The organism is Dietzia natronolimnaea (assembly GCF_002289575.1).
GTDB lineage: Bacteria > Actinomycetota > Actinomycetes > Mycobacteriales > Mycobacteriaceae > Dietzia > Dietzia natronolimnaea_A.
In genome coordinates this window covers 32941-48947 of the sequence record NZ_NTGA01000017.1, presented here as the reverse complement: position 1 = coordinate 48947, position 16007 = coordinate 32941, and the positions used below count along the sequence as shown (strand labels likewise).

At 70.0% G+C, this 16007-nt stretch carries 15 protein-coding genes; 11 read left to right on the top strand and 4 right to left on the bottom strand.

Translation table 11 applies throughout. The features are described 5' to 3' along the window. The first annotated feature begins 28 nt into the window (after positions 1 to 28). The 7 genes from atpA (at position 29) to CEY15_RS18780 (ending at position 6159) form a co-directional block, all read left to right on the top strand. Complete coding sequence (atpA, locus tag CEY15_RS09905) at positions 29 to 1669, top strand: F0F1 ATP synthase subunit alpha (protein ID WP_095718301.1); 1641 nt, start codon at positions 29 to 31, stop codon at positions 1667 to 1669. 55 nt (positions 1670 to 1724) lie between these two features. Next, complete coding sequence (locus tag CEY15_RS09900) at positions 1725 to 2711, top strand: F0F1 ATP synthase subunit gamma (protein ID WP_095718300.1); 987 nt, start codon at positions 1725 to 1727, stop codon at positions 2709 to 2711. A 3-nt stretch (positions 2712 to 2714) separates the two neighbouring features. Next, positions 2715 to 4163 (top strand): F0F1 ATP synthase subunit beta, encoded by a 1449-nt coding sequence (gene atpD, locus CEY15_RS09895; RefSeq protein ID WP_017837067.1) that lies wholly within the window; start codon positions 2715 to 2717, stop codon positions 4161 to 4163. A 9-nt stretch (positions 4164 to 4172) separates the two neighbouring features. Next, the gene (locus CEY15_RS09890; RefSeq protein WP_095718299.1) at positions 4173 to 4544 is read left to right on the top strand and encodes a F0F1 ATP synthase subunit epsilon; all 372 of its coding nucleotides are present in this window, start codon (positions 4173 to 4175) and stop codon (positions 4542 to 4544) included. A gap of 59 nt (positions 4545 to 4603) precedes the next feature. After that, positions 4604 to 5089, top strand: coding sequence for a DUF2550 family protein (locus CEY15_RS09885; protein WP_095718298.1), 486 nt, complete (start codon positions 4604 to 4606; stop codon positions 5087 to 5089). Between the two features lie 72 nt (positions 5090 to 5161). Beyond that, positions 5162 to 5842: an endonuclease NucS gene (gene nucS / locus CEY15_RS09880; protein ID WP_095718297.1), complete on the top strand. Its 681-nt coding sequence runs from the start codon at positions 5162 to 5164 to the stop codon at positions 5840 to 5842. A 14-nt stretch (positions 5843 to 5856) separates the two neighbouring features. Beyond that, complete coding sequence (locus CEY15_RS18780) at positions 5857 to 6159, top strand: ATP/GTP-binding protein (RefSeq protein WP_245847488.1); 303 nt, start codon at positions 5857 to 5859, stop codon at positions 6157 to 6159. Here CEY15_RS18780 and CEY15_RS09870 read toward each other — a convergent pair. Together CEY15_RS09870 and mce are read right to left on the bottom strand one after the other, a co-directional pair. Then, on the bottom strand, positions 6140 to 7093 hold the full coding sequence (locus CEY15_RS09870; protein ID WP_095718296.1) for a hypothetical protein: 954 nt from the start codon (positions 7091 to 7093) through the stop codon (positions 6140 to 6142). The genes CEY15_RS18780 and CEY15_RS09870 overlap by 20 nt on opposite strands. Positions 7094 to 7127: 34 nt before the next feature. Beyond that, a complete protein-coding gene (gene mce, locus CEY15_RS09865) occupies positions 7128 to 7598 on the bottom strand; it encodes a methylmalonyl-CoA epimerase (protein ID WP_095718362.1) in 471 nt (156 codons plus the stop codon). Positions 7599 to 7674: 76 nt separating this feature from the next. Here mce and CEY15_RS09860 point away from each other — a divergent pair, with 76 nt between their 5' ends. Further along, positions 7675 to 8874: an acetyl-CoA C-acetyltransferase gene (locus CEY15_RS09860; RefSeq protein ID WP_095718295.1), complete on the top strand. Its 1200-nt coding sequence runs from the start codon at positions 7675 to 7677 to the stop codon at positions 8872 to 8874. A gap of 35 nt (positions 8875 to 8909) precedes the next feature. Then, positions 8910 to 9836 (top strand): tetratricopeptide repeat protein, encoded by a 927-nt coding sequence (locus CEY15_RS09855; protein ID WP_017837060.1) that lies wholly within the window; start codon positions 8910 to 8912, stop codon positions 9834 to 9836. A gap of 20 nt (positions 9837 to 9856) precedes the next feature. Here CEY15_RS09855 and glgB read toward each other — a convergent pair whose 3' ends face one another. Then, on the bottom strand, positions 9857 to 12229 hold the full coding sequence (glgB, locus tag CEY15_RS09850) for a 1,4-alpha-glucan branching protein GlgB (RefSeq protein ID WP_095718294.1): 2373 nt from the start codon (positions 12227 to 12229) through the stop codon (positions 9857 to 9859). An 11-nt stretch (positions 12230 to 12240) separates the two neighbouring features. Next, positions 12241 to 14259: a maltotransferase domain-containing protein gene (locus CEY15_RS09845; RefSeq protein WP_095718293.1), complete on the bottom strand. Its 2019-nt coding sequence runs from the start codon at positions 14257 to 14259 to the stop codon at positions 12241 to 12243. 152 nt (positions 14260 to 14411) lie between these two features. Between CEY15_RS09845 and CEY15_RS09840 the strand changes: the two genes are divergently transcribed. Together CEY15_RS09840 and CEY15_RS09835 are read left to right on the top strand one after the other, a co-directional pair. Further along, positions 14412 to 15254: an ABC transporter ATP-binding protein gene (locus CEY15_RS09840; RefSeq protein ID WP_017837057.1), complete on the top strand. Its 843-nt coding sequence runs from the start codon at positions 14412 to 14414 to the stop codon at positions 15252 to 15254. 17 nt (positions 15255 to 15271) lie between these two features. Further along, entirely contained in the window at positions 15272 to 16006 is a 735-nt protein-coding gene (locus tag CEY15_RS09835; protein WP_141244244.1) for an NUDIX hydrolase, read from the top strand. Position 16007 lies beyond the last annotated feature (1 nt).

Here is a 16007-nt window from a genome sequence, read left to right as displayed (position 1 = left end):
ACAACCCGACTTTGAGAGCAGGAATGACATGGCGGAGTTGACGATCTCCTCCGAAGAGATCCGCAGCGCGATTGCGAACTACACCTCGACCGTTTCGACCGACGCGACGAAGGAGGAGGTCGGCGTCGTCGTCGACACCGGTGACGGCATCGCCCACATCAGCGGCCTCCCCTCGGCGATGGCCAACGAGCTGCTGGAGTTCCCCGGTGGGATCCTCGGTGTCGCACTGAACCTCGAGGACCGGGAGATCGGTGCGGTCATCCTCGGCAACTTCGACGAGATCGCCCAGGGGCAGGAGGTGCGCCGTACCGGGAACGTCCTCTCCGTCCCCGTCGGCGACGGCTTCCTCGGCCGCGTGGTCAACCCGCTCGGCAAGCCCATCGACGGGCGCGGCGAGATCGAGTCCGCGGGCACCCGCGCACTCGAACTCCAGGCGCCGTCGGTCCTGGAGCGTCAGCCCGTCGAGGAGCCGATGCAGACCGGCATCAAGGCCATCGACGCCATGACCCCCATCGGCCGCGGACAGCGTCAGCTGATCATCGGCGACCGCAAGACCGGCAAGACCGCGGTCTGCATCGACGCCATCCTCAACCAGAAGGCCAACTGGGAGTCGGGCGACAAGAGCAAGCAACTCCGGTGCATCTACGTCGCGATCGGCCAGAAGGGCTCGACCATCGCGGGCGTCAAGGCGACGCTCGAGGAGCACGGCGCGATGGAGTACACCACCATCGTCGCGGCCCCCGCCTCCGACTCCGCCGGCTTCAAGTGGCTCGCGCCCTTCACCGGGTCGGCCATCGGCCAGCACTGGATGTACGAGGGTGCGCACGTCCTGGTCGTGTTCGACGACCTGTCCAAGCAGGCCGACGCCTACCGCGCGATCTCGCTGTTGCTGCGCCGCCCGCCGGGTCGCGAGGCCTACCCGGGTGACGTCTTCTACCTGCACTCCCGTCTCCTCGAGCGCTGCGCCAAGCTCTCCGACGACATGGGCGGGGGATCGCTGACCGGCCTGCCGATCATCGAGACCAAGGCCAACGACGTCTCCGCGTTCATCCCGACCAACGTCATCTCCATCACCGACGGCCAGGTCTTCCTCGAGTCGGACCTGTTCAACCGCGGTGTGCGGCCCGCCGTCAACGTCGGTATCTCCGTCTCCCGAGTCGGCGGCGCCGCCCAGACCAAGGGGATGAAGAAGGTCTCCGGGTCCCTGCGTCTCGACCTGGCCGCGTACCGCGACCTCGAGTCGTTCGCGACCTTCGCCTCCGACCTCGACGCCGCGTCCAAGGCGCAGCTCGAGCGCGGTCAGCGTCTGGTCGAGATCCTCAAGCAGGACCAGAACTCCCCGGTGGCCGTCGAGGACCAGATCGTCTCGATCTACCTCGCCGGCGAGGGCTTCTACGACACGGTCCCCGTCGAGGACGTCCGTCGGTTCGAGGGCGAGCTGCTCGAGAGCCTGCGGCACTCCGCGGCCGACGTCTACAGCCAGATCGACGGCGGCGCCGCTCTCTCCGACGAGTCCAAGGCGACGCTCGAGGCCAAGACCAACGAGTTCAAGGAGGGCTTCGTGGCCTCCGACGGCTCCCGCGTGGTCAACGAGCCCGAGGCCGAGGCCCTCTCGGAGGACGAGATCGACCGTGAGACCCTCACGGTCACCAAGAAGAAGAAGGCCTGAGGCCGCGAGATGACAGCCATCCGATTCAAGGCCGAGAGGAGAGTGATCTGAAGTAATGGCGAACATGCGTGAACTGCGCGACCGGATCAAGTCCGTCAACTCGACCAAGAAGATCACCAAGGCCCAGGAGCTGATCGCCACCTCGCAGATCTCCAAGGCCCAGGCGAGGGTCGAGGCCGCTCAGCCCTTCGCCGATCAGATCACCGCCATCCTGACCGATCTCGCCAGCGCGTCGTCGGTCCAGCACCGGATGCTCAACGAGCCGGAGGACGCCACACGCTCCGCCGTGCTGGTGGTGACGTCCGACCGCGGGATGTGCGGTGGGTACAACCACAACGTCCTCAAGGAGGCCGCCGAGCTCATCGCGTTCCTCGAGGAGTCCGGCCGCGAGGTCGACATCTACGTGCTGGGCAACAAGGGCATCGTGTACTACACGTTCCGCGAGATCGAACTGGCGGGGTCGTGGCACGGGCACTCCCAGAAGCCGGACTACCAGGAGGCCCGTCCGGCCTTCCAGCTCCTGTCCGCCGCCTTCGCGGCCGGGGGGGAGGCGACGTTCGACGCGACGGAGTTCCTCGGTAGCGACTACACCGGTGACACCACCCGCAAGGGCGTCGACGAGGTCCACATCGTCTACACCCAGTTCAAGTCGATGCTCACGCAGACCCCGCGGGCACGGCGTCTGGCCCCGATCGAGACCCGTGTCGAGGTCGAGGAGCTGGATCTCGGCGAGGACATGCTCGACACGTCCAAGACGGACTTCAAGCCCGAGGTCACCTTCGAGCCCGACGCGGACACCCTTCTCGACAACCTCCTCCCGAGGTACATGTCGACGCGGGCGTTCGCGTCGCTGCTCGAGTCGGCGGCGTCGGAGTCGGCCGCGCGACGCACGGCCATGAAGTCCGCGACGGACAACGCGACCGAACTGGTGGAAGGTCTGAGCCGCGAGGCCAACCAGGCCCGCCAGGCACAGATCACCCAGGAAATCAGCGAGATTGTCGGTGGCGCTGGTGCGCTCGCCGCTAGCGCAGGAAGTGACTAAGCAATGACCACAGCTGTTACCGATCAGAGCACGACGGGCACGGCCGGTCTCACCGGTCGGGTCGCCCGCGTCCTGGGTGCGGTCGTCGACGTGGAGTTCCCGCGCGGCGCCCTCCCGGCCCTCTTCAACGCCCTGACCACCGAGATCACCCTCGAGGCCGTGGCCAAGACGGTGACCTTCGAGGTCGCCCAGCATCTCGGCGACAACATGGTCCGCTGCATCTCCATGCAGTCGACCGACGGACTCGTCCGTGGCGCGGAGGTCGTCGACTCGGGTAAGCCGATCTCGGTCCCCGTGGGCGACGTCGTCAAGGGCCATGTCTTCAATGCCCTCGGCGACTGCCTCGACGCGCCCGGCACCGGCCGTGACGGTGAGCAGTGGGGTATCCACCGCGAGCCGCCCGCCTTCGACCAGCTCGAGGGCAAGACCGAGATCCTCGAGACCGGCGTGAAGGTCATCGACCTCCTCACCCCGTATGTCAAGGGTGGCAAGATCGGCCTGTTCGGTGGTGCCGGCGTCGGCAAGACCGTGCTGATCCAGGAGATGATCACCCGTATCGCCCGCGAGTTCTCCGGCACCTCGGTGTTCGCCGGCGTCGGTGAGCGCACCCGTGAGGGCACGGACCTCTTCCTCGAGATGGAGGAGATGGGCGTGCTGCAGGACACCGCGTTGGTGTTCGGCCAGATGGACGAGCCGCCGGGGACGCGTATGCGCGTCGCACTCTCGGCGCTGACCATGGCCGAGTACTTCCGCGACGTCCAGGGGCAGGACGTCCTGTTGTTCGTGGACAACATCTTCCGCTTCACGCAGGCCGGCTCCGAGGTCTCGACCCTGCTCGGTCGCATGCCGTCCGCCGTCGGTTACCAGCCGACCCTGGCGGACGAGATGGGCATGCTGCAGGAGCGGATCACCTCGACGCGTGGCCGGTCGATCACGTCGCTGCAGGCGATCTACGTCCCCGCCGACGACTACACCGACCCCGCGCCGGCGACCACGTTCGCCCACCTCGACGCGACCACCGAGCTCTCCCGCTCGATCGCCTCGAAGGGCATCTACCCGGCCGTCGACCCGCTCACCTCGACCTCCCGCATCCTCGAGCCGGGCATCGTGGGGGAGGAGCACTACCGGGTGGCTCAGAACGTCATCCAGATCCTGCAGAAGTACAAGGAGCTCCAGGACATCATCGCCATCCTCGGCATGGACGAGCTCTCCGAGGAGGACAAGGTCACCGTTCAGCGGGCCCGTCGCCTCGAGCGCTTCCTCGGCCAGAACTTCCTGGTCGCGGAGAAGTTCACCGGGCAGGTCGGTTCGGTCGTCCCGCTGTCGGACACCATCGAGGCGTTCGACAAGCTGTGCAAGGGCGAGCTGGACCATCTCCCGGAGCAGGCGTTCAACGGTATCGGCGGTCTGGACGACGTCGAGGCGGCCGCCAAGAAGCTCTCGGGGAAGTGACCGCTGACCATGGCTGACATCGAGGTCGAGTTCGTCACGGTCGAGCAACGCTTCTGGTCCGGTACCGCCACCATGGTGGTCGCCAAGACCACCGAGGGCGAGATCGGTATCCAGTCCGGGCACGAGCCGCTGCTCGGTGAGCTGGACGCCGGCGGCACCGTGACGGTCTACACGGACGAGGGCAAGAAGGTCGCTGCGGTACAGGGCGGGTTCCTCTCCGTGACGGCGAACAAGGTCAGCATCCTCGGCGAGACCGCGGAGTGGGCGGAGTCCATCGACCGGGCCGAGGCCGAACGGGCGCTGTCCGAGGCCGGGGATGACCAGCAGGCCGCCGCCGCCGCACGCGGTCGTCTCCGGGCGGTCGAGAAGGCCGGCAGCTAGCTGTACGATTCGGTCCTCCCGTGACCTGACGGCCGCGGCCACCGGAAGGGGTTGGGTAGATGGCGATCCCCGGGATCATTCTCGGTGTCGTCGTGCTGCTCGTCCTCGCCCCGGTGGCCGCGGCCGTGGTGTATCGCCTGGTCGTCGTCCGCAGGAATTCCACCTCGGTCCTCGTCAGGCGGGACGGTGAGGATTCCTGGCGGCACGGCGCCGTTCGGTATTCCGATACCGATCTGGCCTTCTACCGGTTGGTCAGCGTGAGATTCGGCGCGGACGTCCGGTTGGACCGGCGGAGCCTCGAGCTGGGCCCCCGGCGACAGCCGACCGGCCACGAGCTCGACATCGCGGAGTCGGGGGAGCTGATCGTGTCCTTCGCGGGTCGTGACCGCAGGCGCGGGATCAGAGAAGGCGAACTGTGTGTGGGCCCGGCCGAGCTGACCGCGCTGCTGGCGTGGGTGGAGGCCTGCTCCACCGATCAGATCCGCTCCGCCGACCAGTTCCGCTCCGCTGACCAATTCCGCTCCGCGGACCGCCGACGGCGGTGACGGTCTCGAGCACCGCGCTCGGCGACGACTGTCCGGAGGGCGGTCCCGCACACCCCGAATCGAGGAGGATCCGTGCGTCTCGTCGTCGCCACATGCCAGGTCGATTACGTCGGCCGTCTGACGGCCCATCTCCCCATGGCACCCAGGCTGCTGTTGCTCAAGGCGGACGGGTCCGTCAGCGTGCACGCCGACGACCGCGCGTACAAGCCGCTCAACTGGATGACGCCACCCTGTTCGCTCGTCGAGCAGGAGCATCCGGAGGATCCCGAGCACCTGCTCTGGGTGGTGGAGAACAAGGCCGGTGAACAGCTCCGGATCACGCTCTCCGAGGTCCACCACGACTCCCGTCACGAGCTGGGGGTCGACCCCGGCCTGGTCAAGGACGGGGTGGAGGCCCATCTCCAGGAGCTGCTGGCCGAGCACCTCGAGACTCTCGGCCCCGGGTACACCCTGGTCCGCCGCGAGTACATGACGGCGATCGGGCCTGTGGACATCCTCGGCCGGGACGCCGATGGCGTGACCGTGGCGGTGGAGATCAAGCGCCGTGGTGAGATCGACGGCGTGGAACAGCTCACGCGCTACCTGGAACTGCTCAATCGTGATCCGTTGTTGTCCCCGGTGAGAGGGGTGTTCGCGGCCCAGGTGATCAAGCCGCAGGCCAGAACCTTGGCCGAGGACCGGGGCATCCGTTGCGTGACCCTCGACTACGACTCGCTCCGCGGCATCGAGTCGACGGACCTGCGGCTGTTCTGAGGTGAGGGGACCAGGTGCCGAGACGTCACAGACGCGCGGGGGGTGACCGTCCGGCGCCCCGGAGGGACGGCCTCGGAGGCGCCGCACTGGAATCCGGCCCGTCGGGGGATCCGGACGACTACCACGTACGGCGAGTACCTGGCTCGCGCGCCGCGAAGGCCTATCGCTGTCCGGGATGTGACCAGGTCATCACCGCGGGTTCCCCGCACGTGGTCGCGTGGCCCGACAGGCCGGGAGGCGAGGACGACCGGCGCCACTGGCACAGCGGATGCTGGTCCGGGAGGGCGAACCGCGGCCTCACCCGTCGGTGGAGCTGAGCCGACGATCGTCACCCTGAGAATCGTCACGCTGCGGAGTGTCGACAAGGGGATCGGCGGGCAGGACCGGATCGTCGCCCAGGCGGCCGGGGATCGGTTCCAGCCGGGCTCGTATCGACGCGAGGTCGGCGACGATCTGCTCGCGCACCGACTTCAGCTGCTCCACGTGGGCACGCGCCTTCGAGACGAGAGCCGCCGCCTCGGAGGAGGCCCGGTCGATCGTCCCGCGAGCCTGCTCCTCGGCCTCCCGCCGGACCGCCTCCGCGGCGGCCTCTGACGCCTCCCGGCGGTCGCGGTCCTCGAGCAGGGACCGCGTCCTCCTCGCGTCGGAGGCGATGCGGTGGTCCTCGTCGATCAGGTCGCGCCGGTGGGCGGCCTCGAGGTCGAGCCTGGCGGCCTCCCGCTCGGCGGCGAGGACGATCTCCTCCGCCCTCGCCCGCGCCGCATCGAGGATACCGGTCTGTTCCGTCCGCACCGCTGCAGCGCGCTCTCGCGCAGCGATGAGCTCCGCGGCGGCGGCCCCCCGGTCGGCCTCGGCGTCTCGTCGGGCCGAGTCACGCAGGTTCCAGGCGTCGTCCTCGGCGTCGGCCCGGATGCTGTCGGCGGCGGCGAGGGCGGCGTCGCGCATCGACTCGGCCTCGGCGGAGGCGAGGGACAGCATGGTGGACAGTCGGTCGGACATCTGTTCGTTGGTCACCGGGGTCCGGCCGAGTTCCGCGACGCGGGCCTCGAGGGACGCGGTCCGGGCCCGTTCCTGCGCCGCCTCGGCCGCCGCCCGTTCAGCCCTCTCGACGGCGGCGTCGCGGTCCGCGCGGAGGAGTTCCACCTCGGCCTCGAGGCGTTGGAGCGCTGAGGTCACCTGCTCGCGGTCGAAGCCCCTGCGGACCACCGCGAACGGGCCGGCGCCCGTGGCGGCCATCTGTGTGCTCGACATGACCCCACCCTAGCGGGGCGGCCACGCCGGGGGACTAGTGCGATCCGGCGGCCGGCTCGACCAGTTCGAGCAGGACGCCCCCTGCGTCCTTGGGGTGGATGAAGTTGATCCGCGAACCCGCGGTCCCGTTCTTCGGAGCCGGGTACAGCACCCGCACCCCCCGCCCGGTGAGGTGGGACGTGATCGCGTCGATGTCGGTTACCCTCACCGCCATCTGCTGGATTCCCGGACCGTTGCGGTCGAGGTACTTGGCGATGGTCGAGGACTCGTCCAGGGGTGCGAGCACCTGCAGCAGCGCGCCACCGTCCGGTCGTCCCGGCGATCCGAGCATGGCCTCGCGTACGCCCTGCTCCTCGTTGACCTCCTCGTGCAGGTTCTCCAGCCCGAGGTTGTCGCGGTACCAGGCGACGGCGGCATCGAAGTCGGGGACGGCCACGCCGACGTGGTCGATCGCCACGACGAGCTCGGAGGGCAGTAGGGGCTGGTCGGCTGGGGTAGAGGTCATGGGGACCACGGTAGTCGGTGAGTGGAGACGGTAGTTTGGCGTGTACACGTTCAGCCCCTCGAATGGAAGGTCCGCAATGCCCGCCGACTCCACCCGCACCGTCATCGTCTCCGGGGCCCGCACCCCGTTCGGCCGCCTCCAGGGCGGGTTGTCCTCGCTCTCGGCCCCGGAACTCGGTGGCATCGCGATCAGCGCCGCCCTCGAGCGGGGCGGTGTCTCCCCGGAGGCCGTCGACCAGGTGATCATGGGACAGGTGCTCTCCGCCGGAAATGGTCAGATGCCCGCTCGTCAGGCCTCGCTGGCCGCGGGCATCCCCAAGCGGGTCGACGCCCTGAGCATCAACAAGATGTGCCTGTCCGGACTGACCGCGATCGCGCTCGCCGATCAGGCGATCCGCTCCGGGTACTCCGAGGTGGTCGTGGCCGGGGGTCAGGAGTCGATGTCGCAGGCTCCGCACCTGCTGCCCAAGAGCCGCGCCGGGTACAAGTACGGATCGATCGAGGTCCTCGACCACATGGCCTACGACGGCCTGCACGACGTTCCGACCGACCAGCCGATGGGCGCCCTCACCGAGGCGCGCAACGTCGAGCTCGAGATCACCCGTGAGCACCAGGACGAGTTCGCCGCGACCTCCCATCAGCGTGCCGCCGCCGCCGCGGAGGCCGGCCGGTTCGCGGACGAGATCGTCCCGGTGACGGTCAAGGGCCGCAAGGGCGACACCGTCGTGGAGACCGACGAGGGGGTCCGTGCGGAGTCGACCGCGGAGTCGATGGGCAAGCTCCGGCCGGCGTTCTCGAAGGACGGGACCATCACCGCCGGGTCCTCGTCGCAGATCTCCGACGGCGCCTCGGCGGTCATCGTGACCTCGGCCGCGCGCGCGGAGGCCGAGGGGTGGCCGGTCCTCGCCGAGATCGTCGGGTACGGCACCGTCGCGGGCCCGGACTCGACCCTGCAGCACCAGCCCGCGGACGCGGTACTGGACGCGTGCAGGCGAGCGGACGTCGACGTGAAGGACGTCGACCTGTTCGAGTTCAACGAGGCCTTCGCCTCGGTCGGACTGCACTCGACCCGCATGCTCGATCTGAGCCCGGACCAGGTGAACGTGAACGGCGGCGCCATCTCGATCGGTCACCCGATCGGCGTGTCGGGCAACCGCGTCGTCCTGACCCTCGCGCTCGAGCTCGCCCGCCGTGGTGGTGGCCTCGGGGCGGCCGCCCTCTGCGGCGGCGGTGGGCAGGGAGATGCTCTGTTGATCCGCGTGCCCGCGACCAGCTGACCCCCGATCGGACCGGCCGTGGCAGGATCGAAGGCGTGACGAGACCAGGTAACCGACCCCCGTCCGCGTCCGAGCAGAAGCTCGCGGCCTCCCTCGCCGGCGCCGTCGACCTGTCGGGGTTGAAGAAGCGGGCGGAGGCGAAGCGGGACCCCGTCGCCGCCCGCACGCCCGGTGGGGACACGGGGCCGGTGACCCTGGTCGAGGTCGACGAGGCGACCTTCGAGCAAGAGGTGTTGGTCCGGTCGACTCAGGTCCCCGTCGTCGTCGAACTCATGTCCCGCCGGGCACCCACGGTACTGACCACCCTGCTGTCCTCGCTGGCCGAGGAGGGGGGCGGTCAGTGGGTACACGCGGTCGTCGACGTGGACGCCAACCCGGGGATCGCGCAGGCGTTCCAGGCGCGGGCGGTCCCGACCGTCGTCGCCGTCGCGGCGGGGCGGCCGCTGGCGGACTTCGAGGGGGAGCAGCCCGAGGACGCGCTGCGTCAGTGGATCGCGGCCGTCCTCCAGGCCACCGAGGGGAAGCTCAGCGGAGTCCCCGGGTCCGAGGCCACCGGGCAGCCGGACGACCCGGCCGATCCCGAACGTGACGCGGCCGAGGACGCACTCGCGGACGGCGAGTTGGCCACCGCGGAGGAGCGCTTCGCCGCGCTGGTGGACTCACGCCCGCGTGACCACTCGCTCCTCGAGGCGCTGAGGTACGTGCAGGCCGCTCGTCGTGCGGCCGAGGACGCCGATGCCGGCGAGGGCACGGTTGCCGCGGCCCTGCGGGCGGCCGACAGGGCTCTGGTGGGCGGAGAGTACGAGTCGGCGTTCGCGGTCCTCGTCGACGCGATCCGGGTGAGCGCGGGCGACGACAGGGCGGTCCTGCGGTCCCGGCTGGTCGATCTCCTCGAGTCGCTCCCGACGGACGACCCGCGAGCCCTGGCCGCCCGCCGCAACCTCGCCAACGCGCTGTACTGACGCCGCTGCGCATCCCCCGGTCACCGGGTGTGCCGCAACCAGATCGTGGCGCGGGGACCGACGGTGATGCCCGCGGAGTGCGAGCGACCGTGGTGTGGCCGCTCCTCGGCGTCGACTCCGCCGAGGTTGCCGAGACCGGATCCCTCATAGGCCGCGGCGTCGGTGTTGAGGACCTCCTCCCAGAACCCGGCCTCGGGGAGCCCGATCCGGTAGTCGTGCAGGGCGCTGCCCGAGAAGTTCACCACGCAGGCGATAATGCTGCCCGAATGATCCGTCCGCAGGAAGGACAGGGCGTTGTGGTCGGAGTCGTTGGCATCGATCCACGAGAATCCCGACGGGTCGTCGTCGAGTGACCAGAGACCGGGGTTCTCCGCGTAGCGGGCGTTCATGTCGCTGACCGAGGCGAGGATGCCGCGGTGGTACTCGCCCTCCCAACCCTCGAGGTCCCCCCAGGTCACGCCCTGTTCGTCGTTCCACTCGCCGACCTGGCCGAACTCCAGTCCCTGGAAGAGGAGCTTCTTGCCCGGGTGGGCCCACATGTAGGCGTAGAGTCCCCGCAACCCGGCCGCCCGGTCCCACGAGGAACCCGGCATGCGCTGCCACATCGATCCCTTGCCGTGCACCACCTCGTCGTGGCTGAGCGGGAGCACGAAGCGCTCGCTCCAGGCGTACATCAGCGAGAACGTGATCTCGCCGTGGTGGTGGCCCCGGTAGACCGGGTCGAGGCCCACGTACCGCAGGGTGTCGTTCATCCACCCCATGTTCCACTTCATGGAGAATCCGAGCCCGCCGGTCTCGGTGGGGGCGGTGACGCCGCCCCACGACGTCGATTCCTCGGCGACCATGAGGAATCCCGGGTGCTCCCGCTGCACGGTCGCGTTGACCTCCTGGAGGAACGAGATGGCCTCGAGGTTCTCCCTCCCGCCATAGCGGTTGGGGGTCCACTCGCCCTCGTTGCGCGAGTAGTCCAGGTAGAGCATCGACGCCACGGCGTCCACGCGCAGACCGTCCACGTGGAACTCCTCGGCCCAGTACAACGCGTTGGCCACCAGGAAGTTCCGGACCTCGTGACGGCCGAAGTCGAAGACATAGGTGCCCCAGTCGGGCTGTTCACCGCGGCGGGGGTCCGCGTGTTCGTAGAGCGGGGTGCCGTCGAAGCGGCCGAGGGACCACTCGTCCTTGGGGAAGTGTGCGGGGACCCAGTCCATGAGCACGCCGATGCCGCGCGAGTGCAGGTGGTCGACCACGTAGCGCAGGTCGTCCGGGGAGCCGAAGCGACTGGTGGGGGCGTAATAGGAGGAGACCTGGTAACCCCAGGAACCGCCGAAGGGGTGCTCGGCGACGGGCATGAGTTCGACGTGGGTGAAGCCGGTCTCGGCCACGTGGTCGGCCAACTGGTGGGCGAACTCCCGGTAGCCCAGCCCCGGCCGCCAGGAGCCCACGTGGACCTCGAGGACCGTCATCGGGGACCGGGAGTGATCGCGGGTCGCGCGGGTGGCGACCCACTCGTCGTCGTTCCACTCGTACCCGGACGTGAACACCCTGGATCCTGTCGCGGGTGGCACCTCGGTGGCCACGGCCAGCGGATCGGCGTGGTCGACGGTGCGACCGTCGGCGCCGCGGACGCAGTACTTGTACACGGCGCCGTCGGCGACGTCGGGAACGAACACCTCCCACACCCCGGAGGCGCCGATCGCGCGCAGGGGCAGCGCGACGGCGTTCCACCCGCAGAAGTCACCCACCACGCTGACGCCACGGGCGTTCGGGGCCCAGACGGCGAACGACGTGCCGGTGACGGGACCGCCGGGGGTCTCGTACGTGCGGACGTGCGCCCCGAGGACGGTCCACAGCCGCTCGTGACGGCCCTCGTTGATCAGATGGAGGTCCATCTCGCCCAGGGTGGGCAGGAACCTGTACCCGTCCGCGACGGTCCGGGTGTGTCCGTCCGGGTAGGTGACGTGGAACCGGTAGTCGGGGACATCCGGCTCGTCCATCGTCGCCCCGAACACGCCGTCACCGAGCGGATCCATGGGGACGGTGCGGGAGCCGAGCACGATCTCCACCGAGGTGGCGCCGGGCTGCATGGTCCGCACGACGGAACCGCCGCCGGCCCGGTGGGCGCCGTAGACCGAATGCGGGTCGCGGTGGGTCCCCGAGCGCAGCGCGTCGAACTCGTCGCGGGGGATCTCGCCCGCCGGACCCGCCGGCGCGGTCGGACCTTCCGGCGCGGCCGGAGCCGGGGTCTGCCCCGACGAGTCCCGCGCGAGATCCTCGGGCGTCCGCCAGGTGGCCTCCGGGTCGACGGGCGGAGGCACCCGGCCTGGCGTGGTGGTGGGCTTGCCGGAGGCGGGCCTGCCGGAGGCGGGTCGACCCGCGCCGTGGTGCTTTGCCATGCCGTTGTCCCTCAATCCACGATGTGCGTGCGGTAGGTCAGTTCGACCCTACGTGCTTCGTCGCAGGGCGGGACCACGACGATGTGCGCGACCGCCGTCCACGGCTCGAGTCGCACGTAGTTGCTCGAGCCCCAGTGGAACTCGTTGCCGGAGACCTCGTCGTGGACGCTGAACCGGGCGTCGTCGTCGTACCCGAGGGCGGCCATGTCCAGCCTGAGCGTGCCCTCCTGCACCCCGTGGGAATCGAGCGAGACGACGGTCAGGACGCAGTCGCCGGTGGCGGGGTCGACCTTGGAGTAGGCGATGATCTGATCGTTGTCCACGTCGTGGAAACGCAGCGTGCGCAGCTGCTGGAGAGCGGGATGCTCACGCCGGATCCGGTTGAGGGTCCGCAGCCACGGGGCCAGGGACTGCCCCGCCGCCTCGGCGCCGGCGAAGTCCCGGGGTCGGAGTTCGTACTTCTCCGAGTCCAGGTACTCCTCGCTGCCCTCGGTGACGGGTTGCCATTCGAACAGCTCGAAGCCCGAGTACACGCCCCACGCCGGGCTGAGCGTGGCCGCGAGGGCCGACCGGATCGCGAACATCGCCGGGCCTCCGCGCTGCAGCGACTCGTGCAGGATGTCCGGGGTGTTGGTGAACATGTTCGGCCGGGCTTCGTCGACGTGCGCCAGCAACTGCTCGCAGAACTCGACCAGGTCGGACTTCGTGGTCTTCCAGGTGAAGTACGTGTAGGACTGCGAGAAACCCCGCTTCGCGAGCCCGAACAGACGGGCCGGGCGGGTGAAGGCCTCGGCGAGGAACAGCACGTCCGGTTCGGTGCGCTTGACCTCCGCGATCAGGCGGCTCCAGAAATCCGCGGGCTTGGTGTGCGGGTTGTCCACCCGGAAGATCCGTACGCCCAGGGAGGTCCACATCCGCACCACCCGGAGCACCTCGGCGTAGATCCCCTCGGGATCGAGGTCGAAGTTGACGGGGTAGATGTCCTGGTACTTCTTGGGTGGGTTCTCGGCGTAGGCGATGTGGCCGTCGGGCAGCACCGTGAACCACTCCGGGTGGGCCTGCGCCCACGGGTGGTCCGGGGCGCACTGCAACGCCAGGTCCAGGGCGATCTCGACGCCGCGACCGGTGGAGTACTCGACCAGTTCGCGGAAGTCCTCGATCGTGCCGAGTTCCGGGTGCACGGCATCGTGTCCACCGTCCGCCGAGCCGATGGCCCACGGCGACCCGACGTCTCCCTCCTCCGGGGTGAGGGAGTTGTTCCGGCCCTTGCGGTTGACCACCCCGATCGGGTGGATCGGCGGCAGGTAGACCACGTCGAAGCCCATGTCCGCGGCGTGGTCGATGTACCCGCGGGAGGTGGCGAAGGTGCCGTGGACCGGCCGACCCTGCTCGTCCCATCCGCCCGTGGAGCGGGGGAAGAACTCGTACCAGGAGCTGAACTGGGCCTCACGGCGGTCGACCCACACGCGGTGGGTCTGGCCGGGCGTCACGAGCTCGCGGACGGGCCCCGCGGCCATCGCGGCCGCGACGTCATCGGACAGCGCGAGCGACGTCCGTGTCCCGGCGTCCCCGGTGCCGCGGAGCGCGGTGGCCGCCTCCGTCAGGAGCGTGGCGCGGTCGGTGTCGCCCGACGCGGCCGCCTGCGCGGCCCCGGCGTCCAGGACCCGCGCGCCCACCTCGAACTCGTTGCCCAGGACGTCGGCGCCCTGGCCGGCGTCCATCTTCTTGACGATGCCGCTGTTCCACGTGGCGAACGGGTCGGACCACGCCTCGACGCGGAACGACCACATCCCGGGGACATCGGTGTTCAGATGCGCGTGGACGGTGTCCGCCTCCTCCCCGGGGATCATCGTCGTGCGGGAGGAGGCACCGCCGGGTCGGCGGACCACCAGGCTCGCCGACAACGCGTCGTGGCCCTCCCGCCACACGGTCGCCGAGATCGGCAACACCTCACCCACGACCGACTTGGCGGGGAACCTCCCGCAGGAGACCAGGGGGCGGACCTCGTCGATGGCCAGACGGTCGTTCACGTCGGTGCTCCTCTCGGCTGCGGGCTCCGGGGTGTGGACGCCTCTACGACACGACGCTATCGAAGCGGGCACCGATCCGTCAGGGGCGTGGCGCCGGTGTTCAGGGGCTCGTGCCGTGTTCCTCGACACCCGGCCACCGGGGAGGGGGTTAGATGGGGGTCGTGAGAACGCCTATCGAGACCGACCCCGACCTCGTCCTGGATCTGACCGACGTCTCGCTTCGCAGGGACGGGCGGACGCTCGTGGGACCCGTCACCTGGCAGGTCGAGCTGGACGAGAGGTGGGTCGTCCTGGGGCCCAACGGTGCGGGCAAGACCTCGCTGCTGCGCATCGCCTCGGCGCTCGAGTACCCGAGCACCGGCTCGGCGGTGATCCTCGGTGAGCAACTGGGTCGCACCGAGGTCACCGAACTCCGGAGCCGGGTGGGGTTGTCGTCCGCCGCGGTGGCCGGCCGGATCCCGGGCGACGAGGTGGTCAAGGACCTGGTGGTCTCCGCCGGGTACGCCGTGTTGGGGAGGTGGCGGGAGGCCTACGACGAGGCCGACTTCGACCGCGCGGCGGACACCCTGGAGATGATCGGTGGCGAGCACCTGGCCGACCGCACCTGGGGGACCTTGTCGGAGGGCGAACGCAAGAGGGTGCTGATCGCCCGCGCGATGATGACCGACCCGGAACTGCTCCTGCTCGACGAACCCGGAGCGGGACTGGATCTGGGGGGCCGGGAGGATCTGGTCGCCCGTCTGGCGGACATGGCTCTCGACCCCGACGCCCCGGCCACGGTCCTGGTGACCCACCACGTGGAGGAGATTCCCCCGGGTTTCACCCACGCGATGCTGCTCGCGGAGGGCGGGGTGACGGCCACCGGGCTGATCGACGACGTGATCACCTCCGAGAACCTCAGTCGCGCTTTCGCGCAGTCGATCGTCGTCGACGCCGTCGACGGACGCTACTTCGCCCGCCGCGCGCGCCGGTCCGGCCGGCACCGACGTCCGTGAGCCGCGTCTGCGACCCCGTGACGACCCCACCCGCGGACGTCCCCGTCCGCGAGGCCGCCACGGTGGCCCTGGTGCGTGACGCCCGCGTGGGCGGGGGAGTCGAGGTGTTCCTGCAGCACCGTGTGGCCACCATGCAGTTCGCGGCCGGGATGTCCGTCTTCCCCGGGGGCGGGGTGGAACCGCGTGACTACCGGGGCTCCCGGCCCTGGCGGGGCCCCGATCCGCGCTGGTGGGCCGACGCGTTCGGGATCGACGACGCCCGCGCGGCCGCGGCCGTCCGGGGCGTGGTGCGGGAGCTCTTCGAGGAGACCGGCGTGCTTCTGGCCGAGCCCGACCGGACCGCCACCGGGCGGCCCCGTCCCGGTGGCGCACCCGGTCCCGGACCCGAGGAGCGTCGCGCGCTGGCCGCGGGGGAGGGCGACCTGGATGCGCTTCTCGAGGAGCACCGGCTGACCCTGTCCGCGCACCTGCTGCGTCCGTGGGACCGTTGGACCACTCCGCCGGGACCCCCTCGCCGGTACGACACGCTGTTCTTCGTGGCCGCGGTGCCGGCAGGGATGGAACCGGACGCCGGCACGAGCGAGGCGCGCGCGGCGGGATGGATGCGCGCCGACGACGCGGCGACCGCGGGAACCCTCGGGCGGCTCGGCATGCTGCGCCCGACCCTCGACGTCCTGGCCGGTCTCGCGGCGGCGGCCGACGTCTCCGAACTCCTCGCCACGGCCCGGTCCATCGCACCGGGCGGCAGGTAGG

Bases quoted from the DNA above. Each gene is read 5' to 3' on its own strand.
- CEY15_RS09900 (WP_095718300.1), top strand. From the start codon at position 1,725: ATGGCGAACATGCGTGAACTGCGCGACCGGATCAAGTCCGTCAACTCG.
- CEY15_RS09885 (WP_095718298.1), top strand. From the start codon at position 4,604: ATGGCGATCCCCGGGATCATTCTCGGTGTCGTCGTGCTGCTCGTCCTC.
- atpD (WP_017837067.1), top strand. From the start codon at position 2,715: ATGACCACAGCTGTTACCGATCAGAGCACGACGGGCACGGCCGGTCTC.
- CEY15_RS09870 (WP_095718296.1), bottom strand. From the start codon at position 7,093: ATGTCGAGCACACAGATGGCCGCCACGGGCGCCGGCCCGTTCGCGGTG.
- CEY15_RS09840 (WP_017837057.1), top strand. From the start codon at position 14,412: ATGGGGGTCGTGAGAACGCCTATCGAGACCGACCCCGACCTCGTCCTG.
- CEY15_RS09890 (WP_095718299.1), top strand. From the start codon at position 4,173: ATGGCTGACATCGAGGTCGAGTTCGTCACGGTCGAGCAACGCTTCTGG.
- CEY15_RS09860 (WP_095718295.1), top strand. From the start codon at position 7,675: ATGCCCGCCGACTCCACCCGCACCGTCATCGTCTCCGGGGCCCGCACC.
- atpA (WP_095718301.1), top strand. From the start codon at position 29: ATGGCGGAGTTGACGATCTCCTCCGAAGAGATCCGCAGCGCGATTGCG.
- mce (WP_095718362.1), bottom strand. From the start codon at position 7,598: ATGACCTCTACCCCAGCCGACCAGCCCCTACTGCCCTCCGAGCTCGTC.
- glgB (WP_095718294.1), bottom strand. From the start codon at position 12,229: ATGGCAAAGCACCACGGCGCGGGTCGACCCGCCTCCGGCAGGCCCGCC.